Consider the following 23,059-nt stretch of genomic DNA (forward strand, 5'->3'; position numbering starts at 1 on the left):
GCCGGTTCTGGCAACTTGACCTCAGCGGGATCGTAGAAGAGCGGCCGGTCACTTGATCCTCGGCGCTAGGAACGGTGCCGACAGGCCTTGCGGTCCTGCACAACTCGAAGCCTACCGGCGTTCAGTTGCCAGAACCTTTCTCACCTGTAGTGGGAACATGACGCTCCGGCAGTGATTCAGACGGACAAGCGATGGAGCGGTTTTGCGAGCGCTTTCCGTGTTCTACGGTGTGGAGCACGTCCAAGTTATTTCTACGGCGCGTGGCAACAACCCTATTGAACAGTCTCACCGACCTATCCTGCGCCGTGGTCGTCCACATCGAAGATTCAGGTCACAACGACGGACACAAGGCTTTCTCGACCTGCGCGCCCGGATCACGAACCTTCATCACCCCGCTCGCCCGACTGTCCCCGCCCGTCACCGTCGCCGTCTTCAGCGGGCTGCTTTCATGACGTGGCAAGAAGCAGTACAGCGGGCAGCCTGAACTTCCGGCCGCCTGCCTTCACTGAGCCCCTCCGTTTCTGGGAAGCCAACAACTTGCCACAACCCTGCCGGGGTAAACCGGGGAGCTTCCAAGCGTTGAGCAGCCTGTCACCCTCCCCCGCCAACTTGCCACAGGAGTGGCAGACTGAGGCGTGGTCCCGCCCCCCATGCCGTCTTTTGTCGCTCAAACCACCGCTCAGGCCCGGCTGCTGCTGCATTCGGCTTACGGTCCAGCCCTGGAGACCTTGATGCGGGGCGAGGTCAGTGTGGCTGAAGTGGCCAAAAGAACAAACATCCCGGTCAAGCAGGCCCACCACCGGCTGACGCGGCTGCTGGAGGCCGGCCTGATCGAAGTCACGGGCGAACGTCAGCGTGGCGGCCGACCCATCAAACTGTACCGCGCCAGAGCCACGGTGTATCAAGTGCCCTTTGCGTTGACCGACGCGGCCACGGCCGGGGAACTGATGACCGGGATGACGCAACCCTACCTCAAAGCCTCAATGGAGGCCATCGGGCCTCTGTTCATGGCCGAGACGAACCGGGACGTGCTGGTGGCCCTCAATGCCCAGCAGCATCTCAGCATGCTGCTGGTGGGGGAGACGGGGAAGGATACTGCGGAGCCTCAGGGCAGGTTCGGCGCTTTCACTCAGCTCCGGCTGGGTCGGGAGGCGCGCGCGGAAGCCGCGCGGCGGATGCGGGAGCTGGGCGACTGGCTGATCACCCAAGAACTTCAGGAGGCGGACTCGCCGGATGCACAGATGTGTATCGCCGGCCTGTTTTTTACGCCGGGACAGGTGGATGGGAAATAGGCGGTGGTTCGCGGCGCAATACGCCCGTCCAGGCCAGTGCGCCCAGCACAGTGACGGCACCCGCCATGCCGATGATCAGGGCAAAGGGGAGCTGGTCCGCCAGAGGAGCCAACGCGAGCAGCGTCAGGGGCATCCCGGCTGTGGCCACCATGTTGAGCAGACTGCCTACCCGCCCGTAATACTCCGGCTGCACACGCTGTTGGAAGAGCACGGCGATGGATACGTTGGTCGTGGCGGTGGCCAGACCCATCCAGGCGGCCAGGACATGCATCTGGAGGGCCGTTTGCGTGAAGGAGAGGGCCAGCACACTCAGGCCCAGGCCGCCCAGGCCCAGCACGCTCAGGACTCGCGGCCGGGCGCGTTCACCCAGCCACGCCAGGCCCAGGCTGCCCACAACCATCCCGCCGAGCAGGATGCCGAAGAAAAGCCCATACCCCGCCGCACCCACGCCCAGCGCCAGCATTCGTTTGGGGAGCAGCATTTCCATCGGTGCCAGGGCCGCGTTGACCAGCAACGCCGTCAGGGGCAGTCCGATCAGCATCGGACTGCGGCGCACGTAGCGCAACCCCCCCACGAACGATGCCCAGAAGCTTTCTTTCGCCCCCTGCGCCGTGTGGGTGGGGAAACGCACCAGCATCAACAGCGCGCTGAAGATCAGAAAGGAGAGGCCGTCAAGGATCAGGGCGGGCGCGCTGCCCACCTGTGAAATCAACAGGCCGCCGCCCACCAGGCCCAGCATTTGCATGGTCTGGGCGCTGCCCTGCATCAGCCCGCCCGCCCGCTGAAGTTGATTGGGCGGAATCAACCGGGGGGTGACGCCCATGCTGGCCGGGCCATAGAACGCGCCCACCAGGCCGGTGAGCAGCGCCGCGCCGTGCAGCACTTCAACCGGCACATGGCCATGCAAGGCCCAGACCCCCACACCCAGTTGCAGGGCCGCGCGCAGCAGGTTGCCGGTGATCAGCGGTAGCTTGACGGGCAAGCGATCGACCAGCGCTCCGAAGAGCGGCGAGAGCAGGGCAGGCAGCAGTGCGAGGGCCAGATTGACGCCCATGGCCCCGGCGCTGCCCGTCTGTCCCAGCACCAGAAAGCTGGTGGCAATGCCGGCCAGCGCACTGCCGAGCGCACTCTGGGCGCTGCCCAGCCACCAGATCACAAAGTTGCGGTTCCAGAGGGTTGTCGGGGCGGTTGTGGTCATGGCTCAGCTTGCAGGGCAGGCTACTCTGCAGGACAGAGACGCGGTGGAGTAGCCGTCTGGCTTCTACCGCCGTCCATTGGTCCAAGTTGGCCACACCTTCACGGCATCGCCCAGTCGGGGCTGTCCTTTCAGCCAGCGCACGCATAGAGGGTGCCAGGAAGAGATTCGAACTTTAGGGCTCCAGTTTTGTTTTTACGTAAAAGCCACAGCTGTATGGTCTTTCCTGAAGATGGACTCTTCGCCTCAGGTCCAACTCTGAGCGCGTTCTAGACACCGCTCTGTTCTGCTGATGGAGGGGTCTCATGGTCAGGCCAAATTTTGCCGCTCCCCTGTCAGAGCAGGTGCAGCCCCCATTCAGGACAAGGGGCGCCTGATCCCCGACGCCGCGCATGCCCAGCTCGTCCTCCGGCGTGTCGGGCTCTACCGTTTCCAGGCTTCCCGCTGCCGTACAAGACGCCTTCAGGGTACGGTCAAAGTCGCCTCCCGCATTTGCCCGGGCTACACGTAAAGTCAGGGGCTGCGCAAGCGTGTCAGGCTGACGTTTGGCCACCGTCAGAGATTCTCCATGTAGATCAATGGAGTATGAAATGGCAGAGCAAACGTGGAGGAAGATCACACGTCCTGCCGCTGTGCCCAGTTCGTCACGGTGCGCGCCGGATCTTTGTCTTGCTTCAGGCTGAGCAGTTCGGTCGCGGCCACAGCGCCGGCGACAAACAGTTCAATGGCGCGTTGCAAGACAGGGTCTGGCAGGCGAACGCCGGTGAGGAGCACCCGGGCCCCGGCAGGCGTCCGCGGCGGCTCCAGAAGGGGCTCAGACATCTCGAGAGTGAGCCGCCTGGGTACGGATGCCAGGGTGGGTGCTGCTGGCCCGCTCTCGGGGTATTTGGAGGGATTCCGGATGACATCCACCAGCAGGGCTGCTTTGTTCCTGACCTTGTAGCCGCCGGCGATCAATCCATCGAACTTCTGCACCTGTCGCTGGACGGTTTCGGGCCCGTGCTCGGCCGCGAGCTGAACCGAGATCGCGTGGCTGACTCCGCGCTGCGTCAACAGGGACACTGCCTCGGGGTTGGCCGGCGGTAGCACGAGTTCTGCAAAGGTGTACAGCACCTCCTGGGTTTCGCCGCGGCCCAGGTAATCGACGCTTTTCAGGAAGCCCTGCTCGATCAGCTGCTTGTGGGCGGGATCGAGCGTGCGGCGGATCCGGAAGGCGCGGTCATCCAAGATACCGAGGTGCTGGCCCCACGCCCGGAGGCTGACTTGGTAGCTGCCGACCGACGTTTGATCGTGGGGATGCCGCTGTTCGCTCAGGACGCGGAACAGCAGGCGGGGCAGCGGCTGGGAGAGCTTGCGCAGGAACTGCAGGTCGAGCGGCCGGATGAAGCCGCCGCGGATGCTGGCGGTGAGGTCACTGTCCAGCGTGATCTCAAGCAGGGAATCGGCCTTGAGTTCTTTGAACGCGTCGGGCTGACGATCCTTATCGACGACCACGAACTTCATGACCAGGCTGGTGTTGATGCTGCGGTACTGGTAGTGCTCGTTGTCGTACCAGCTGTCGGTAATTCTGTAGATGGTGCCCTGGAACCGCTGCAAGCTTTCCGCGAGAGAGCTGTAATGGAAGCCCGAGTCTGCAAGACTCGAGTACTGCAGCAGGTTGTAGCTGGTGGTGCGCAGCACGCCGCTGATAGGCATACCAGCAGCGATATAGGCGTTCACGAGGCCGAGCAAGATATCGTTATCCATACCGTGCGGCACGACGTCGTGGCGGGGCGCAGTGCATTCCACGCGGATCGTGGTGCCCAATTCATCCGAAGAGACGAATTCCTTGGTCCAGGAAGTCTGGGTCTTGGGCACACGATTATTGGCTAATACCAGGGAAAGCCGGGCGAGGTTGCGCTCGTCATGTCCATTGACAGAGCGTGGCTGCCTCACCGGTTTCGACATGTGAACATGGTACCCCACGTGCTCTTGGGCTGGCCAAGCATCGTGTTGTTGATCAATATCTTTAAAGAAAAAGAATAAAAAAGAATGATGAATCATCATCAGGAGCGCCACCTTTGTACGTGTGGGACGGCACTCGTTCCCTGAATCATCCAAAGTCACGGGGTCAAACATCCAAAGTCACGGGGTCCAGGGAGTCAAATCATCCAAAGTCACGGGGTGGACTGGCTGTGGAATCATCCAAAGTCACGGGGTCAAACATCCAAAGTCACGGGGTCCAGGGAGTCAAATCATCCAAAGTCACGGGGTGGACTGGCTGTGGAATCATCCAAAGTCACGGGGTCAAACATCCAGAGTCACGGGGTCCAGGGAGTCAAATCATCCAAAGTCACGGTGTGGACTGACTGCGGAACCTCTCAAAGTCACGGGGTATCAGACCTCAATCATCCAAAGTCACGGGGTGTGATGGACCTGCTGTGGGTTTGCGTCAGTCACCTGCTCAGCTACTCCGGTTTCGCTGAGGTTCACTTGCCAGAACTGATCGGAAAGAATGCTTGGATGAAACCCAGAACCTCGTGTCCCAGGAGACGCAAGGCGACCCAGCGCTCCTTGACGGTTGGAAGTTGGGCGGCGTACCTGAACTCGTCGGAAGCCACAGGCACCACCCTCACGCCTGCGCGGGAAAACAACAGCACACCGCGACGAAGGTGCAAAGGGGACGAGACGAGGAGCATCGTTTTCCAGCCTTGCTGATGGGCCAGGGCTGTCACACGCATCGCTTCCTGCCTCGTATCCTTCGCATGCTCCAGCACAAACACCTGGGGTTTCCGGAGTTCTCCCGCTGCCTTGAGCTTGCCGTCGATGTATTCCTTTTGAATTTCTCGCATCGTCGGGCATCCGGGAGGTCTGACGGGATCGGCGTCGGTGACGGTCAGGGCTGACGAGTAGCCCGCCTGAAACAGGGCGAGCCCTTTGTTGATTCGGACTGCACCGACTTTGTCCGGCTCGCGGTCATCGCAGTTGATGTCCGAGCCCAGGATGACGATGACGTCGGCCTGTTCCGGCGGCATGCTGATTTCGAACGCCTTGAGCGCCAAAGGGAACAGCGGGGTGAACAGGAATGCCGTGGACAGACCGCCCAAGGCCGTGACCGCGAAAGTAATTGACAAGGCTTTGCCCATGGGTCTCCACTCGAGCGTCAGTTCTGGCAGGTTAAGCGGTGGAGTGGCCGCCAGTGACTGACGGTCAGCCCGATGCCGCCGATTCCCGCTGAGCGATCGAAACGGACAGGCCCTGCTTCAGGAGCGCGGATCGACGTCAGTCACGACACGCTTGGCGAGTGGAACGTCAACTTCTCGCCGCTCATCGCTGACAAGCTGCGTCACCGGGAACAGAAGCATTGCTCTCGCCGTGCCAAGAGGGGGTTTCGTGGCGCACCCTAATAGCCTCGAACTCTTGACCGACCGCTTGGTGCCCTGAACGCGTATTTCCAGTGATTCGCCCTTCCTCTCCCGTCCCTCACAGGCCCCGCGTCCCTTCTGATCCCTTCCCGTGCTGTCTGAGATCAGGTGCTACTACAGTCGGAGCTGGTGCGGGAACGCCCAGAGCGCGGCAAGAAATCGCCTCATCGTAGCGTAGCGGGTGTGTCCGAGCTGAGGTCAGTGGAGCGCAGGGGGGTCACCACGACCCCCGGCAGGAGGAAGAGCCACAACGCTCAGCCGGCCACGCCGATCCTGGGCACGGCCGACCACGTGACCATCGGCCAGCCCCGCTGATATAGCCGCGCGAGATGGTCAGGCGAGACCACGGGCCTCAAACAAAATTCACGTTACAAAAAGATTGTCACAAATCTTTTATTTGTAGAGTTCGCCCCCTGGAGACCAGGAGATGCCATGAATATGAATTGCTGGGCTGTTTTCGTCATCACCTTCGTCATGCTCCCCACCGCCCAGTCCATCCCCGAAGGCACTCTGATTGCCCCCACGATCACCGCGGTGCCGTCAATTGAGCCTGAGGGCGTGCCCGGCTTCACCCTGGCGATGGTGATGACTGCCCAGGTGCCGCAGACCCGGGCCCACCTTTCCGCGAAGCCGCCGATCACGGAACCGTCGGCCAGGTGATGCCATGGAGCGCCAGCCTCTGCTCCGCATGGCCGCGCTCTGCCCAGGTGTGTTCGGCACTCCGGGCACCCGGCTGACGCAGGGCGATGCCTCTGCCGGAATGCGCCAGCGGGTCTGGCTCGGCCTGCATACGTCGGGCGCGCTACACCTGAAGATCCGCGACGCGTGTAGCGCACCCCTCCGGTGGCGCCATGGTCCATCTCGCCGCACTTCGGCGACGGAACTGTCTCGAGGACATGGGCGAAATCCCGAAGGGCGCTCAGGATCTGGAAGAGACTGGCGAACGCTTGCTGGCCACCCGACTGCAGGAGGGCCAGAGAGCTGGCCTCCAGTGAAACCCCCTGTGGTGGCCAGGACCAGGGTGAGGTGTTCCGGGCGGAAACGAAGATGCGAACGGATACACATCGCGTGATGGACGGACAGCTCGCGTTACAGGAACGTGCACCAGACAGCATTGAGGGGAAAGGAGGACCAGGCCATGCTGCAGGTTTTGCTCTTCGGCGTCTTTCAGGCGCAGGACACCGCTGGCCGTCCGCTCGCACTGGAAAGCCAGCGGGCGCGCGAGCTCCTGAGTTTCCTCCTGCTGCACCCGCACCAGCCCCACTCGCGCGAGGTTCTGGCCAGCACCCTGTGGGGCGGCGAGGCCGGGATGGCGTCCACCGCGCAGTCGCTCAAGGGACTGCGTCAGGCGCTCTGGCACCTCCACTCGGCCCTGCCGCCCGGGCTGCACGCTGGCTTGCTGCACCTCACGGGCGACCGGGTGGAATTGCGCTCCCACCCCAACCTGAGCTGCGACGCCCTGACCTTCGAGGGGACAGTGCGTGCCCTGCAGGGCCGAACCGGGCCAGACCTGACCCCAGCGGAGGCGTGGGCGCTTCGGGCCGCGGTGGCGCTGTACCGGGGTGATCTCCTTGAAGGCTGGATGGCGGACTGGTGCCTGGCCGAGCGCGAGCGACTGCAAAACCTGCATCTGGCGGCGCTGGAGAAGCTAACCGACCACTGCGAAGCTTACGGGGACTGGGAGGGTGGACTGCACTACGCCGGACGCCTCCTGGCCTTTGACCGGGCCAGCGAGGACACCCACCGCCGGGTCATGCGGCTTCACTTCCGCTCGGGACACCGGACCGCCGCCCTGCGCCAGTTCGCCCTCTGCGAACTCGCCCTGCGCGAGGAACTGGGTGTACGGCCCTCGCACGCCACGCTCGCCCTGTACGAGGGCATCCGCGACGACCAGCCGCTGGAGACGGCTTCCGGACCGCCAACTGTCGGGCTGACCACACCAGACTCGGCCCTGGAACTCCTCAACGAGTTGCGTGCGGCCGTGCGTGAGCTGCGGAACCTGCTGGCCGATGGGGGACGCCTGCGCGAGGAGCCCTGAGTTCCTCCCCGGCGAGACAGCACCGAGACGCCCCCGAGACGGCCCCCACGGACGATGGGGGCGGGCGTTCCCCTTTCACAGTTGCGAGGTGCTCATGTTTGACAGCGCGCAGTCGTTCGTCATCAAGATCTGGCTGGAGCCGGGGGGCAGCCCGGTCGGGCGCTTGCCGTGGCGAGGCCAGATTACCCATCTGCCGAGCCGCGAGAGCCGGGCCGTCCGGCGCCTTGATGACATCACCGTGGTCATCGCCGGAGCCCTGGAGCGCTCGGGGGCTGACCCCGGCTGGCACTGGCGCTGGGGCCGTCACTGGAGAACCTGGACCGGCCGACCCCTTCCCTGAGGTCCGGCCTGACACCCACCACACCTCCAAGGAGGGGTCATGACCACCGCACCGTTCACTGGCGAGCCGCAGACCTTTTACCCGCACCTGCGGGAGATGCTCAGTCCCAGCTTCGCCCACCTCTCGGACGCGGAGCTGGAGTCGGCCTTCGAATCGGCCTTCGGCGAGGGCGTGACCCCCGCCGAGTACGAGGAATTCTTCGGTGGCCTGGGCCGCGCGCTGAGCGGCGCGGCCCGGGATGTTGGCCGCTTTGCCCAGCGGGCCGCCCCCATTGCGGGGAGCGTTCTCTCAGGCGCGGCCCAGGGCGCCCTGGCCGGCTCGGCACTGGGACCCTGGGGTGCCCTGGGCGGAGCCATTGCGGGCGGTGTCGGCTCGGGGCTCGCGCAGCACGGTCCCCGGGGAGCGCGCGGCGTGGGCCAGGCGATCAGCGGCGTGGTGAACACCGCCGGGACGCTGACCGGACGCGGCGGGATGGCGGGTGGGGCGATGGGCGCCCTGAGCAGTCTGCTGGGGAGCGGTGGACGTGGGAGCGGAGCGGCCAGCACCCTGATGAACGTGCTGAGCCGTCCCGAAACCCAGCGGGCGTTGCAGGCGTTGATGGGCGGCCAGAACCGCGCAATCCCGCTGGGGGTGGGGCGCACACCCGTTCCCGCAAGTGCCTTTGCTGGCCTGCTCGGCGCGCTGGGCCGCGAAGCGGAGGCCGAGATCTCCTGGGGCTCCGGCGAGTCTCTGGACAGCCCTCCCGCCTACCTGATGAACAGCGCCGGCCAGTTTGTGGTCGACCCCAATGACCCCGATGGCCGCGCCGCGCGGCTGCTCCAGATGCTCCGGGCCTCGCCGCCCATGTTGCGCCAGCGCCCCGCTCCATTCATGGAGGCGCAGGACGAGGCCTATGACGAGGCGTTCGATGAGGACGAGGCCTACGACGACAGTGAGGCCCTCGACTTCGAGCTGTGGGAGTTCGATGAGGCCCACCCGGTCTGGGGAGGCTGAGCACCGTGAACGACGCGCTGCTTGAAGCGCTTCGCCAGCAGGCGGCCGGGGGCGGGGGCCTGGAAGGTGCCCTGGCCGGGATGGCCGGGGACGACCCGGCGCTCGGGCTGCTCTCACAGATGCTCGCGCAGCGGGAGCAGACGCTCACCCAGGACCTGGAGACGCAGCAGCGGGAAGAGGAGCGGCTGGCGGCCCTGGCCCGCGCTGGGGAGGAGGCCAGGCAACTGGATGAACTGCGGCAACTGGAAGAGGAGCGGCGGCAGACGCAGCGCCGCGTCCGTCTGGAACGGCTGCGCTTGCGGCTGGAGGAACTGGAGGACGAACTCGCCGGATGCCACGCGCTGCTGGACGGCCTCGCACTGGCGCTGGGAGCCTGTCCGAGCTGCTGGGGCGAGGATCCCGGGTGCCGTCTGTGCCGGGGCAGGGGACAGCCCGGCTTCGTGCGGCCAGAGGCGGCGGCCTTCCGGCGGCTGGTGGCACCCGCGCTGGAGGCGGCCTCATTCCCCATTGATCACAGGCCATTCGCGGGCTGTGAGACGCCCGAGCTCGAAAGGAGACCGCTATGACCATGTACACCGATGACATCGACTCTTACCTCGACAGCTTTGAATTCGACGAGTCCGACGAGCGTGCCCGGTCACGGGGGCGGCGCAACCAGACTCCGGTGCGGACGCCTTCGTCGCAGAGCAGCTTCCAGCCTCGCCCCTCGTCCAATACCGTCACCCAGGCGCAGCTCCAGGCCGCCGTGCGGACCCTCGACGGCAAGATCACCACGCTGGCCGGCAGCGTCAAGACGCTGGAAACCCGCACCAGCTCGGTCGCCGCCGAGCAGGACCGAATGGCCGCCGCCCTGCGCAAGGAGATGGAGGAGCGCAAGAAGAGCAGCGACGGCATTCGCCGCGACCTCCAGCAGACCAAGACGCTGGCCGTGCTGCTGCCGATGATCTCGCAGAAGACCGAGGATGTGGTTCGGGCCGACGGCACCACTGCCAAGGTGGTCACCCAGCCCAGTGACAGCCTGAGTTCGATCCTGCCATTCATGCTGCTCATGGGCGGGAACTCGGGCGACAGCTCGTCGGGTGGGGGCCTGCTGGGCGGCGACAGCTCGAGCACCCTGTTGCTCGCGGTGCTGCTCACGCGCCGCTAAACGGCTCACAAGTGATGGAGGAATGTCATGACTAATCCTTCCGGTGCTGGGGGAGGCTTCGGACGCACATTGCAAGAACTTTTCACCGTGAATCCGGTGCAGGGACAGGGGCCAGCACCCACACTTGCTGGGGAGGCATTGATCGAGGTGCCCGATCTCACCGGTATGGAGCAGGCTGAGGCCGAGCAACTTCTCCGCGAACGTCGGCTAAGCTCAAGAATTCGGCCTCTAACCGCCGATGGCGATCCGGGCACAGTCAAGCACCAGGCTCCCAAAGCAGGCGAGGTCGCAACCGCAGGCACTCAGGTCACGCTTTACGTCATCAAAGCCCGGGAACTCAGTGATCTTGAGAAGATTCGGAAAGTCTTCGATGATGCAAAAGTTCTCACGGCAGATAATTTCGTTCAGGCCATGGATGACAACGAGGATTTTCAGAAGTACGTCGCAACGGTGAAGGTTGCCTACGACGCCCTACTCAAGAAGATCGAGGGCCTGGTGACGCAGCAGGATGCGAACAACGCTTTACAGAACCTGACCACCAAAGCGGACCTCCAGAGCGCTACCGGGGCCCTGGAACGGGAGGATGTCGCCAGCAGGCGGTTCGAGGAACTCAAGCGCCTGATCCAGGCGAATAGCGGTGGGGATGGGCCCAACCCCACCAGCAGCAAGGCCAAAACCTAGCCGTTGTTCTGTCTGGGACGGCGGCCTGAAACTCACGGCTGGCCGCTCCTTTTTCCGAGGCGCCCATGGACCCCGAGCTGTACGAACTTCTTGAGGAGGGTGACCCCGGGGACGAGGTCGCGGTGGTCATGCGCCTGCTCGACCCTGCGCGTCCCCCTGCCGGAACGCGCGTGGTCGCCTCCTTCGGGGAGATCGTCACGGCACGGGTGCAGCGCGACAGCATCCCCGAAGTGTGGCGTGATCCGCGGGTCGACAGCCTTAAGGCGCCCCGTGGCCTCAGCGCGGATCTGGAACCCTCTCCGATTCTGCATGACCTGAACGAGGATCTGACCTCCACTCCCAGCGACACCCGGCGCCCACCCGGGCTGGGTGTCACTGGGCGAGGGGTGGTGATCGGCGTCATCGACTGGGGCTGCGATTTCGCGCACCCGGACTTCCGCCACCCGGATGGCAGCACCCGCCTGCTCGCCCTGTGGGATCAGCGTCTGCGCGGCGAGATGGACACGTCGCCCTACGGCTACGGCCGGATCTTCGCTGCGGAGCGGATCAACGCGGCCCTGCAAAGTCCCGACCCCTACGCAGCCTTGGACTACCACCCTGCCGACGCGGACCCTGGCCTGGGCGCCCACGGCACGCATACGCTGGGCATCGCGGGCGGCAACGGCCGGGGCGGCGGTCCCACGGGGGTGGCGCCTGGGGCTGATCTGGTGTTCGTCCATATGGGGGCCCGGGAAGGGCCGGACGCGGTGCCGCTGGGCAACTCGGTTGAGCTGCTGGAGGGGCTGGACCTGATCTCACGGATCGCGGCGGGGCGGCCCTGCGCGGTCAACCTGAGCCTGGGGCGGCACGCAGGTGAAAAGACGGGGCGCAGCCTGGTCGAACGGGCGCTGGATGCCTGGGTGTCGCTGGCCCCGGGCCGTGCCATCGGCCAGAGCTGCGGCAACTACTTCGAGCGCCGCACCCACACCGAGTGGACCCTGCGTCCCGGCGGAAGGCACCGCTTCGAGATCCGGGTCAATCCCGGCGACCGCAGTCCCAACGAACTTGACCTGTGGTACCCGGGCCGTGACCGTCTGGGCGTGGAGGTCTGCTCGGCGGACGGCCGCTTCCGGGTGCAGGCAGCGCGGGGCGAGCGGGCCACGGCGCAGCTGGAGGGCCGCGAAGTGGTGCGCCTCTACCACCGCGCCTTTGACCCCAACAACGGGGATCATCAGGTCAGCGTGCGTTTCGAGGTCGTGCCAGGCGTCACCTCCTGGGAGGTCACCCTGACCGGTGAGGACGTGCAGGACGGCCGCGTCCACGCCTGGATCGAGCGCGACAGTGCCTGCGGGAGCTGCCAGTCGCGCTTTCCCCGGGAGGAGGCAGATGCCCAGGTCACCCTAGGCACCATCTGCACGGGGTACCGCACCCTGGCAGTGGGTGCCTACGACCCTCACCGCGAGGACCGGCCGCTGGGCCGCTTCTCCAGCAGCGGCCCCACCCGCGATGGGCGGCCCAAGCCTGACCTGATCGCCCCCGGCGTGATGATCCTGGCCCCCCGCTCACGGGCGCGAGACGGGGGTGAGGACCGGCTCTACACCCGCATGTCCGGCACCAGCATGGCTGCGCCGCACATCACCGGCACGCTTGCCCTGATGTTCGAGGCCGCCGGGGAACCGCTCGATATCGTCAGGACCCGGCGCCTGCTGCTCGCCAGTTGTGAGCCCGCCGGGCCTGAACTGGACCCCGCCCGCGTCGGCAGCGGCTACCTGGACACCCTGCGGGCGGTGCAGGCGGCGCAGTCCGGCCACGTTGTCCCACCGTCCCTGAGAGAGGAGGCCAGGCCCATGTCCGATTTCATCGCCCTGCCCGAAGACCTTCCACCCGAAGAGGCGCCGGCCGAACCTCTCCCAGATGTCGTGAGCGGCCTGCCCGACGACGAAACTCTCAGAGAGGAGGCCTTCTACTCCGACGCGGCTTCCCCGCACATGGCGCTGGAGTCCGCCCCTATGCCCGAAGGCGAGGACGAGTCCTTCGCCTCCGATGTGGACCCGGACCTGACCGCCCTGGAATTCGCCTCTGCCCCGGAGACAGAGACCGAAGCGTTCTCCCAGGCAAGAATGGACCGGGCCACCGACCGGGACCAGCCGGCGGGCCTGCGCTTTCTGGAGCAGTTCGAGGCCGGGCTGGACCGGGATCACCCCCCCTCGGCGGCGCAGGTGCTGCGGGAGGCAGCCTGCCTGCCCCAGGCCGCCAACTCCTGGAGCGGCCCGCTGCGGCCGCACGAGGTCTGGCAGGCCTACGGCGCGGGGGAGTTCCCGGCCGTCCGCGCGGCGATGGACCCGGCGCTGACGCTGGTCGGGGCCCCGGGCGGGACGCTGCCGGGGCTTGAGCCGGGCGATCTCCTGGTGCAGCGAGCAGGCGGCAGCCCCTTCACCACGGTATCGGTGGTGCGCGCCCCGGGAGTGGGCTCCGCGCCAGTCTGGCGTGTGGCCGGTGGAGACGTGCGCCCCACCCAGGGATGGGCGCTCGACGGTGCGGGGCGGGTGGGCGCCAACACGGTCGTGCTGCGGCCCCACGCCGCGCCGCCGGCCTTCGCTGACACCACGGACGCCGCTGAGGTTGCCGGACGCTGCCCCGAGGTCACCGTGGCCCCCGCCGACCGCCCCCGGCTCCTTACCCGCGGCTCGGTCCACCCCGCCGTGCGCGAGGTGCAGCGGAAACTGAGTGCCTTTCACCTGGCCCAGCTCCTGCGCGGCCAGCCGGGTCTGCCGGGCGCACCGCTCACCGAGGACTGCGTCTACGGCGCCCTCACCCAGGGGGCCGTGCTGGAATTCCAGCGCCAGGTCTTCCCTGGCCTGAACGCCGAACACGACGGCAAGGTCGGCGCCCGTACCTGGGCCCAACTCGACGCGGTGGTCCTGCTGCCCGGCGCGGCGCCACTGGCCGCGCTGACGGTGGAGGGGCTCGACCTGCTCGACGACGGCCTGACCCGGCCGCTGACCTGGGACGACGTGATCGGGCTGGATGTAATCCGGGCCAACGTCCGCCTGACGGTGTCTGGCCTGCCCCAGGCGGTGCTGCCTGCCGAGATGGACGTGGTGGTGTCGAGCCGCCCGCCCAACCGCGACGCGGGGACCGCCACGCTGGACGCGGGGGTAACGCTGCGCCTGCCGCGCGTCTCCTCCGAACCCGGCGGGCGGGCGCGCTACGGGCTCTCGCGTGCTCCTGGCGATCTGGGCGCCTTCCTGGCCGTGGAAACCCTCCGCAAGGAGGTGACGACGCTGGTCCGGCAGCCGGATCACCTGGGGCCGGGCACCAGCGACGCGGCTTTCCGGGACACGCTGGGCTGGGCGCCACGCGGACGGGCCACCCTCCCGAACAGCCGCAGCGGCACCACGGGCGATCCGGCAGGCGAGGTGCCTGACGCCCGCAAGCTCTTCCTGGCCGCGGGTGTGGAGGTGCTGGAGGTCATGGCCCTGCCGCTGCCGGGCGTCCAGGTGTCCGTACCGCCCGCACGGGCTTTGATCCGGAGTCCCGCTGACGTGGTGTATTACTCCGGCCACGGCTCCAGCGCGCACAACTGCCTGCTGTTTGAGGGCATCTCGCGCGAGGAGTCGTGCTGGCTGAAACCTGCCGAGCTGGTGCCGCACTGGCGCAGCCCGCTGGACCTCGACGTGCTGATCCTGGCGGGCTGTTCGGTGCTGCGGGTGGACTTTCCCACCTTCGGCGATCCGGGCGGCAACGGACTCGCCTGGGCGCGGCTGCTCACCACCCACGGCGGCCCGCTGCGGGCGATCCTGGGCTACGGTGGCGGGGCTCCGGCCGATGCGAGAGGTGGCGACGACATCGCCCGGGCGATGGCCGCCCGGATGGCGGCCGGATCACGCGACTTCGCTCGCGACTGGCTGGAGGTAAACGAGGCCGCCCGGGCCTGGAACGCTGTCGCCATCGACACCCGGGGCTACTGGGACTTCACGACCTTCCACAACATCCGCGGACCGCGGCCGCTGCCCTCGGGGGCCGGGGAGAGCGTCCTGCCGGGAGACGCCGAGGCGGGCGAGAGCGCCGACCTGCCCGACGCCTTCTTTGCCGGAGTGCGTGAGGTCGCGGCTGCCATCGGCGCCCAGCCGCTGCATCTCCTGCAGGTGATGATGGCCGAGAGCGGCATCCGCCCGGCCGCCCACAATCCGCATGGCCACGCCAGCGGCCTGATCCAGTTCATGCCCGCCACCCTGGTGCGCCTGGGCTGGACGGCGGGCCACGAGGCTTTCCGGCAGCTGGGGGCCGTGGAGCAACTCCCCTTCGTGCTGCGCTTCTACCGGCCGTACCGGGCAGCGGGACTGACCTCCACCGCCCGGCTGTACCAGGCGACCTTCCTGCCCGTAACCCTGGCGCTGGGTTCGGACCCGGACACCGTGCTCGCCGGACGCGAGGGTCCCTACCCCGCTGCCTATGCCGGAAACCGTGGCCTGGACCGCCGGGGCGACGGCACCATCCGGGTCTCTGACCTGACGGCGGCAGTGGACCGGCAATGCCGGGGCCCTCGCTGGGAAGAGGCCCGCGCCCGGCTGGAGGGAACCTCACCGCTGCCCGTCCCGCCGTACCCGCCCAGCCCCACACCACCGGGCCCCACTCCTCCCAGCCCTGGCGGGCGGCCCACCCTGCGCGTCGGTGCCCGGGGCGAGGCGGTGCGGGACGCCCAGCGGCAGCTCAATGCCGTTCACGCCCGCCTGATGGCCTCCGGACAGCCGGGGCTGCCCGGCGCTCCCCTCGTGGAGGACGGCTCTTTCGGTCCCCGAACCCGCGCGGCCGTCGTCGCCTTCCAGCAGCGTGCCTTTCCCGGTCAGCCGCGCGAGCATGATGGGGTGATTGGGCCCCGCACCTGGACGCAGCTCGACATCTGGGCGGGTGGGTCCGCACCGGGTCCGGTGCCGCCCATCCCGGATCCTCCCCAGCCTGGCCCACCTGCCCCGAACACCCCCTGGTCCATCCTGAGAACGGACGCTGTGCGGATTGCGCTGGAAGAATATGCCCGCTGGCACCCCGGCGGGACGGCGCATACGGAAACTGACCCGGCGATGCGCCCGGTGCTGCGCGGGTACTGGATGGAGGGCGTGGGGTTGGGGGGCGCCGCCGCCGATCAGGCCATCGAGGGCCGCCTGGCCTGGAGCGCCGCCTTCATCTCCTGGGTGATGCGCCGGGCGGGGGCAGGGCCGCTCTTCAGCTATGCCTCGGGCCACACCGTCTACTGCGCCGCCGCCAAACGCAACCGCACGGCGGGTGACCTCAGCAATCCCTTCTGGCTTTACCGCATCACCGAGCGGGCGCCCGAGGTGGGTGACCTCGTCTGCACCGGGCGCCAGGACAGTGGTGTGACCTACGACAACGTGGACGACGGCCAGTTCCGCGCTTCCCACTGTGACGTGGTGGTGGAGGTGACGCCCGGGCGACTCGGCGTGATCGGCGGCAACGTGGGCGACACGGTGGGGCGCAAGGTGCTGCGGATCGGCGCGGATGGCCGGATGCTCACGGACGGCGGGCAGCGCCAGTATTTCGCGGTGCTGCGGGTCCGCACCGACCACCGCCAGGAATAGGACCGCCCGAGCCACAGGAGGCCACATGACCGCGTCCTTCGATTCCCCCACCCTCCCCTTAGCCCCCAATCTCTCAACCCGCGCGTCCCCGGGCCGGGAAGAGGTGCGGCACGTGCCAGGGCTGGAGAGTCACCAGGGCCCGGGGCCGGCCCTGATCCTGCGCTGGAACACCCTGGGCGTCACGGGGACGGTGGACGTGGTCCTGCACTTCCACGGCTTCTCGGGGCGCGGCGCGGCGATGAACCTCGTGAGCGACAAGGAGGCGGCCAGCGGTCTCGACTGGGGCGACCCGAGCGGGCTGGACCCGGCCCAGGGGCGGACCCGGCCCACGCTGGCCCTGCTGCCCCGCGGCCACTTCTACGGTGGGCGCACGGGGACCGGGTACGATTTCCCGGCCCTGATGCGGCCGGGCGGGTCGCGCGCGCTGATCGGCTGGAGCCTGACGCGTTTCGCGGCGCGCGTGGGGGTGCCCACGCTGACCCCTGGCCGGCTGATCCTCACGGCGCATTCGGGCGGGGGCGCGGCGCTGTGGCGGGTGCTGGATGACCTCAACCCGCATGAAGTTCACGTCTTCGACGCCCTCTACCAGAGCCCGGGCCCCCTGCTGCGCTGGGCAGCGCGGCGCATTGAGGCCGACGCGTCGGCCTCGGGAGATCTGGAAACCCACATGCGCGAGGATGGAGGCGCCTTGCGGGTGCTCTACACCGCGCATGGGGGCACCGCCGGAAACAGCCTGGAAGCCCGGCGGGGCCTCGACCGGCTGCTGGCGGCGCACCCGCAGCTCCGGCGCTGGTACGCCGTCGAACTCACGGCCACCTCGCATGGCGAGGTGCCGCGCCGCTTCGGCTGGAGGCTGCTCAGGGATGCGGGGGCGGCGCTGCCGGGTCACTCACCCTCCGGCACGCCGGCCACCCCCCCGGGAACGGGCGGACAGCCCACCCTGCGCCCCGGTGCGCGGGGCGAGGCCGTGAGAGAGGCACAGCGCAAACTCAACGCCGCGCACGCCCATGAGGTGGCTGCCGGGCGGCTCGGTCTCCCCGGCGCTCCCCTCACCGAGGACGGGGCCTTCGGGCGCAGGACGCAGGCGGCCGTCATCGCCTTTCAGCGCCTGGCCTTCCCAGGCGAACCGGGCCAGCACGACGGGGTGATCGGTCCGGCGACCTGGGCCCGGCTGGAGGGAGTGGGGAGCGCTCGTCCTGCCGGCAGCCCGGACGCCACTTCCCTGGACGAGGCAGCCTCTGAATTCCCCGATGAGGAAGAGGCCCAAGGGGCGCCTCCCCCATTGCCGGTGACCGCCCAGCCCCGTGCGGTGCCCCGGGATGACCCGGTGCCCTTTGCACCGCCCCCTGCCCCCGGCGCCTTCTGGCCCCTGCGAACCGACGACCCACGGGGACGGCTGGTGTCCTACGTCACCGCAGAGGGCCGGACGGTCGGCCGGGCCGGGCGGATTTTCATGGCCCAGCGCCAGGGCACCCGTGACGGCCAGACACTCCCCCGCTGGCACGTGGGCCTGGACCTGTACGCCCGGGCGGGCGACACGGTGGTCGCGTGCGAGGCAGGCCGCATCACCGAGTTCGCCTTCTTCTACCGGGCGCGGTCCGGCCAGCGCACCTACCGTTTGCTGGTGGCCCACCAGGGGGTGGTCGCTAATTACGGTGAGGTCACCGCCGACTCGCTGACCCGGCACGGCCTATCTGTCGGGGCCCCGGTACGGGCGGGGCAGCCCATCGGTGTGGTGAGCGACACGAACATGCTGCATTTCGAGACCTACACGCCAGGCACCAGCCGGAGCTTCCAGTGGTGGCCTGACCGACCGCGCCCGGAAAACTTGCTGAACCCGACCCGCTACCTGCTTGCTCTGCAGGCCCGGGGGGAAGGCCACACGGCGCCTGCCCCGGCGGAGCCGGTGGCAGGCGGTACGGAACCTGAGCCCGGAAACGCCCCGGCGCCCCTCACCGGCCCGCGCGTCCCCCAGGGCTTCCGGGCGGTGGCGCGGCGGGGCCAGGTGCGCGGGCTCGCCCGTTATGGCGGCAGACGGGTGGACGAGGTGCTGGGGGGGCTGGCGGCGGCGGGGCGCATCACACTGACGAGAGAGGACATCGACACCCTCCAGCGCGTCGCCAACGTCGAGACTGGAGGTCTGATCCAGGGGCTGAACACCTGGGACAGCGCCGTGGTCAGCATCGGCTTCATGCAGTGGACCCTCCAGCACGGCAAGCTGCAGGAGTGGATTCGCCGGGCCACGGCCGCCTTTGCGCGTCACGGCATTGAACTGGACCCCGCCCGCACCTACCTCTGGACCCGGGAAGGCCGGACCGTTGCTGAGCAGGGAGCCATCCGGGGGGCCGCCACCCGCGACGAGTTGCGCTGGGACGGCTGGGCACAGCGTTTCTTCAGCGCGGGCCTGGACGAGGAGGCCGTGGTCATTGAGGCCGCTCTGGCCCTAGAACACCTGCGGCGGCACCGCACGGGCCTGCGGGCCTACCTGCAGAACCCGGCGCTGTATGACGTATTCATGGGCCATTACCGTGCCTCGCTCAGAGTGCGGGGGCTCTTTCAAGCGGCCTACAACAACCTGCCAGCGGCCGCCAAACGCGGCACGGCAACTGCGCTGGGCGCGGCAGGGGCCATGGACTCCGAACGCTTCGCAGCGCTGCTGGCCGAGGCGCTGCTGGCGGCTTACGCTGAGCGCGCCGACAATGGAACACGCATCGTGTCCGAAACGCGTACCGGGGCACGCATGTCCTGAAGGGTCCTCAGGGATGTCTTGCACCAGAGGAGACCAGACCGGTGACAGCCTGTCACCAGCCTGACTGGCAAATGTCATCGCGCTGTTTGCGCCGCCAGTAGGCCTCCAGGACTGATTGACTACAGTCAGAGACAGCGTTTTTTCCGGGGGCTGGTCCCTGTCCCACTTGACCCATGCATGGTGAGGGAGGCCTCGGTCAGCGTACAGAGGGTCTGCGCATCATGGTCCTGGATGGCAAGGACCGCCCGGCGTCTCCGTTCTTCAGGATTAAGGTCACTCCAGCTCCTGGCCCGGTCAAAAGCCGTCGTTCGAATGACGTCAAGGGTCAGGGTCACACCCCACAGATAACCAAGATTAACGACAATACACCCCATTCCGATGGTGGTTTTGCCTGTTTCGTTCATTTCGTAAGATGGGGATGGGAGGGCCCGCCCATGACCACCCCCTTCCTCCCCACCCCCGCCGATACCGAAGCCGCCCGCCAGCAACTTCTCCTAATCCGCAGGACTCCGCTGCCCAACCGGCTCGCCGGCATCCTCGAAGATCTCCTGGGGCAACTCGCGGTCGGCAAGGCCGTTCAGGTGGTGACCCTAGAACCAGAGATCACCACCCAGCAGGCCGCCGACCTCCTGAACGTCAGCCGGCCCTACCTGGTCAAACTTGTCGAGGAAGGAACGCTGCCCCACCGCAAAGTCGGCCCACGGCGCCGCCTGTGCCTGAAAGACGTCCTCGCGTACAAGGCCCGCCTCGAAATGCAGCGTCAGCAGGCACTGCAAGCACTCGCCGACGACCTGCAGGAGCTGGGCCTCGACTGATGGGCCCCGTGGCCCTGCTCAACGCTTCTGTCCTCTACCCTTCCCTAATCCGCAATCTGTTGATGCATCAGGCCACCGCTGGCCTGATCGGTGCCCGGTGGACCGATGCCATCCACGACGAATGGATCCGCAACCTCCTCGAGGACCGCCCGGATCTCTCGGAAGATCGGCTTCACTGGACGCGGCAGCAGATGGAAGCCGTGGTGCACGACGCCACGGTCCAGGGGTACGAATCCCTGATTCCCGCTCTGGTTGTGCCTCATCCAGATGACCGTCACGTCCTTGCGGAGGCCATCACGGCGGAGGCTGAACTTCTGGCGACCTGGAATCTGAGGGACTTTCCAACAACGGCAATTCAGCGCTATGGCCTGGAGGTGCTCTCTCCAGATCAGCTGGTCACCCGCCTGCTGGTCAACACCCCTGAGGAAACGAAGGCGGCGATCGAAGCGCTCCGGCTCCTTCTCCGTCGTCCCCCTATTCCCAGCCACAGCTGATCGAACGGCTGGCCCCGGTGGGTTTAGTTAGTGCGTCTATTCAACCAGATTCCTGGTTTTCTATAGACCTGGAAATCTAGTTCAACCTGCCCGATCTCCGAAAAGGGCAGGCACCTGTGTCAGCTGAAAGGCTGGGTCAGGCTTCCTCTGGTCAGGCGCTTACCCTGACGTTGGAGCCGGGAAATCCTCCTCCCAGAATTCCAGCTCGCCCCGAACCCCACGTTCCATGTCCTGCCGGGTGTTCTCGCACAGTTCCACCCGGCGAATCTTGCCGCTGATGGTCTTGGGCAGCTCCGCGAATTGCAGACGGCGAATCCGCAGGTGCGGCGACAAGCCGTCGCGCGCAAAGCCCAGCAGTTCCCTGGCAACTTCGGCCGAAGGCGTTACACCCGAGGTCAGGACCACATAGGCTTTCGGGACGCACAGCCGTTCCGGGTGAGGGCTGGGCACCACGGCCGCCTCCGCCACCAGGGGGTGCGTGACCAGGAACGACTCGAGTTCGAACGGGGACACCCGGTAATCCGCACTCTTAAAGACGTCGTCTGCACGTCCCACATAGAACAGGTAGCCGTCCTCGTCGCGGCGCGCGATGTCCCCGGTCGGGTAGGTGTCGCCGCCCAGGACCGCGGCCGTGCGTTCAGGGTCAGCGTCGTACCCGGCCATCAGGCCCATCGGGCGAACGTCTCCCAACCGTAGGTTCAGCTCTCCCTCGTCCGCTTCCTGGCCTTGCCCGTCGAGTAGCACGACGTCGAAGCCAGGGAGCGGTCGCCCCATGCTGCCAGGCTTGACCGGTGCGCCGGGTGGGTTACCGACCTGGGCGGTCGTTTCTGTCTGTCCGTACCCGTCGCGGATGGTCACGCCCCAGGCCTGTTCAACCCGCTCGATGACCTCCGGGTTTAGCGGTTCACCTGCCCCCACTGCTTCCCGCAGCTGCACCGGGTACGCGCCAAGGTCCTGCTGGATCAGCATGCGCCACACGGTCGGAGGCGCGCAGATGGTCGTGATGCGCTGCTGAACCAGCTTGTTCAGGGTCGCCTGGGCATCGAAGCGGCTGTTGTCGAGGTACAGGGCGGCGCCGCTGGTGAGCGGCACGAAGAAGCTTGACCAGGCGTGCTTGGCCCAGCCGGGGGAGCTGATGTTCCAGTGCCGGTCCCCTTCTTTCAAGCCGATGTAGTAGCCCGTCGACAGGTGGCCAGCCGGGTAGGAGGCGTGGGTGTGAACCACGAGCTTGGGGCGGTTGGTCGTCCCGGACGTGAAGTACAGCAGCGCGGGATCATCAGCCTGAGTCACACCGTCGGGCGTAAAGGTGGTGGGTTCCTGAAGGGTGGTGTTCAGCGAATGCCAGCCAGGCTGGGCCGTGTCCTCAGCGCACACTTTGACGACATGCACCGGCAGGTCCGTAAACTTCACCTGGTTCCCCTCGTCCGTCACCACGACTTTCACCTGTCCGCGCCCCACGCGGTCCTGCACGTCTGCTGAGCCCAGCAGGGTCGCGGCCGGCAATACGGGCGAGCCGAGTTTGAAGCAGGCGATCAGCACAGCCCACAAGTCTGGGGTGTTCCCGAGCATGACCAGCACCCGGTCGCCCCGTTGAACGCCAAGGGTACGCAGGCCATTGGCCACCTGATTGGCGCGGGCGTCCAGTGCCGCGTACGACAGTTCGCCTCCGTCCCAGAACAGGGCAGGGGCCTGGCCAAGCCGGGTGGCCAGCGGGGCGAAGACGTCTAAGGCCCAATTGAAAGTATTGAAAGACGGCCAACGGAATGCCGTGTAAGCCGCCTGAGGGTCCCCCGCATGGTCCAGAAGGACCTGACGGGCAGCCTGGAATGCGCGCGCCCCTTCACTGTCGGCGCCGTGGGGTGGGTCTGTTCTGGTCATCTCAATCTCCTGTGAAGTGCGGGGTATGCCCCGCACCGCGTGGGTCTCGTGGGCGCTTTAGGGTTCGCCTGAGCATAGCTCCGGACGTTCGGCCTTCGGCTGGATCCGCAGTGGCCCTGCCCCCTGTATTCGACGGTGAAGTGGTTTCGTTTGAAGACATCCGCGAAGCCTGTCTCGCCGGTCCCCATTTCCTTGACGTGCTTCTCGAAAGCGTAGTCTTCGCCGCTCAGGGCGCTGCTGGGCGTGGGCTCGCCCAGGAGGGCACACAGGTCGCGCCAGTCCTCTTGATAGGCCGCCCGCTCACTGAACCTGGGGGCGAGCATGCGCCACTTGGCGGCAAATTCGGCAGGGTTTACCAGGGAAGTATGGTGCACAGCGCCCAGAGCCTGCGCCGCATCTTCGGCACCAGGACGCCGTTCAACGTCCTGGCCTGGGGCGTGTCAGCCCAGGTGATCTG

Annotated in this window: 17 protein-coding genes; 12 read left to right on the forward strand and 5 right to left on the reverse strand. The window is 67.1% G+C overall.

What is annotated here, in order from left to right; all coding sequences use genetic code 11:
* Window positions 1-635: 635 nt before the first annotated feature.
* On the forward strand, window positions 636-1,292 hold the full coding sequence (locus tag HNQ08_RS12635; protein ID WP_184132543.1) for an ArsR/SmtB family transcription factor: 657 nt from the start codon (window positions 636-638) through the stop codon (window positions 1,290-1,292).
* Here HNQ08_RS12635 and HNQ08_RS12640 read toward each other — a convergent pair.
* The 3 genes from HNQ08_RS12640 to HNQ08_RS12650 form a co-directional block, all read right to left on the reverse strand.
* A complete protein-coding gene (locus HNQ08_RS12640; protein ID WP_184132545.1) occupies window positions 1,264-2,490 on the reverse strand; it encodes an MFS transporter in 1,227 nt (408 codons plus the stop codon). The genes HNQ08_RS12635 and HNQ08_RS12640 overlap by 29 nt on opposite strands.
* Before the next feature lie 612 nt (window positions 2,491-3,102).
* Entirely contained in the window at window positions 3,103-4,434 is a 1,332-nt protein-coding gene (locus HNQ08_RS12645) for a replication initiator protein A (RefSeq protein ID WP_184132547.1), read from the reverse strand.
* A gap of 521 nt (window positions 4,435-4,955) precedes the next feature.
* Complete coding sequence (locus HNQ08_RS12650; protein WP_184132549.1) at window positions 4,956-5,612, reverse strand: YdcF family protein; 657 nt, start codon at window positions 5,610-5,612, stop codon at window positions 4,956-4,958.
* A gap of 711 nt (window positions 5,613-6,323) precedes the next feature.
* Between HNQ08_RS12650 and HNQ08_RS12655 the strand changes: the two genes are divergently transcribed.
* From HNQ08_RS12655 to HNQ08_RS12705, 11 genes are all read left to right on the forward strand, one after another.
* Window positions 6,324-6,551, forward strand: a complete 228-nt coding sequence (locus tag HNQ08_RS12655) for a hypothetical protein (protein ID WP_184132550.1) — start codon at window positions 6,324-6,326, stop codon at window positions 6,549-6,551.
* A gap of 478 nt (window positions 6,552-7,029) precedes the next feature.
* Window positions 7,030-7,929, forward strand: coding sequence for an AfsR/SARP family transcriptional regulator (locus HNQ08_RS12660; RefSeq protein ID WP_184132553.1), 900 nt, complete (start codon window positions 7,030-7,032; stop codon window positions 7,927-7,929).
* Between the two features lie 88 nt (window positions 7,930-8,017).
* Window positions 8,018-8,269 carry a hypothetical protein gene (locus HNQ08_RS12665; protein WP_184132556.1) on the forward strand — a complete coding sequence of 84 codons (252 nt, stop codon included), beginning with the start codon at window positions 8,018-8,020 and terminating at the stop codon, window positions 8,267-8,269.
* 39 nt (window positions 8,270-8,308) lie between these two features.
* Window positions 8,309-9,262, forward strand: coding sequence for a hypothetical protein (locus tag HNQ08_RS12670; protein ID WP_184132559.1), 954 nt, complete (start codon window positions 8,309-8,311; stop codon window positions 9,260-9,262).
* 5 nt (window positions 9,263-9,267) lie between these two features.
* Entirely contained in the window at window positions 9,268-9,828 is a 561-nt protein-coding gene (locus tag HNQ08_RS12675) for a hypothetical protein (RefSeq protein WP_184132562.1), read from the forward strand.
* Entirely contained in the window at window positions 9,825-10,409 is a 585-nt protein-coding gene (locus HNQ08_RS12680) for a hypothetical protein (RefSeq protein ID WP_184132565.1), read from the forward strand. The genes HNQ08_RS12675 and HNQ08_RS12680 overlap by 4 nt, the downstream gene beginning before the upstream one ends.
* A gap of 27 nt (window positions 10,410-10,436) precedes the next feature.
* The gene (locus HNQ08_RS12685; protein ID WP_184132568.1) at window positions 10,437-11,090 is read left to right on the forward strand and encodes a PASTA domain-containing protein; all 654 of its coding nucleotides are present in this window, start codon (window positions 10,437-10,439) and stop codon (window positions 11,088-11,090) included.
* A gap of 65 nt (window positions 11,091-11,155) precedes the next feature.
* Complete coding sequence (locus HNQ08_RS12690; RefSeq protein WP_184132571.1) at window positions 11,156-16,666, forward strand: DUF2272 domain-containing protein; 5,511 nt, start codon at window positions 11,156-11,158, stop codon at window positions 16,664-16,666.
* Between the two features lie 25 nt (window positions 16,667-16,691).
* Window positions 16,692-19,415, forward strand: a complete 2,724-nt coding sequence (locus HNQ08_RS27110) for a peptidoglycan-binding protein (RefSeq protein ID WP_221284174.1) — start codon at window positions 16,692-16,694, stop codon at window positions 19,413-19,415.
* A gap of 434 nt (window positions 19,416-19,849) precedes the next feature.
* Window positions 19,850-20,230, forward strand: a complete 381-nt coding sequence (locus HNQ08_RS12700) for an excisionase family DNA-binding protein (protein ID WP_184132574.1) — start codon at window positions 19,850-19,852, stop codon at window positions 20,228-20,230.
* Complete coding sequence (locus HNQ08_RS12705; protein WP_184132577.1) at window positions 20,230-20,724, forward strand: PIN domain-containing protein; 495 nt, start codon at window positions 20,230-20,232, stop codon at window positions 20,722-20,724. The genes HNQ08_RS12700 and HNQ08_RS12705 overlap by 1 nt, the downstream gene beginning before the upstream one ends.
* A gap of 159 nt (window positions 20,725-20,883) precedes the next feature.
* On the opposite strand, the gene HNQ08_RS12710 is transcribed toward HNQ08_RS12705, so the two are convergent.
* Together HNQ08_RS12710 and HNQ08_RS28205 are read right to left on the reverse strand one after the other, a co-directional pair.
* Window positions 20,884-22,602: an AMP-binding protein gene (locus tag HNQ08_RS12710; protein WP_184132580.1), complete on the reverse strand. Its 1,719-nt coding sequence runs from the start codon at window positions 22,600-22,602 to the stop codon at window positions 20,884-20,886.
* Window positions 22,599-22,976 (reverse strand): type IIL restriction-modification enzyme MmeI, encoded by a 378-nt coding sequence (locus tag HNQ08_RS28205; RefSeq protein ID WP_425321345.1) that lies wholly within the window; start codon window positions 22,974-22,976, stop codon window positions 22,599-22,601. The genes HNQ08_RS12710 and HNQ08_RS28205 overlap by 4 nt, the downstream gene beginning before the upstream one ends.
* Between the last annotated feature and the right edge of the window lie 83 nt (window positions 22,977-23,059).

This window comes from Deinococcus humi (assembly GCF_014201875.1).
GTDB lineage: Bacteria > Deinococcota > Deinococci > Deinococcales > Deinococcaceae > Deinococcus > Deinococcus humi.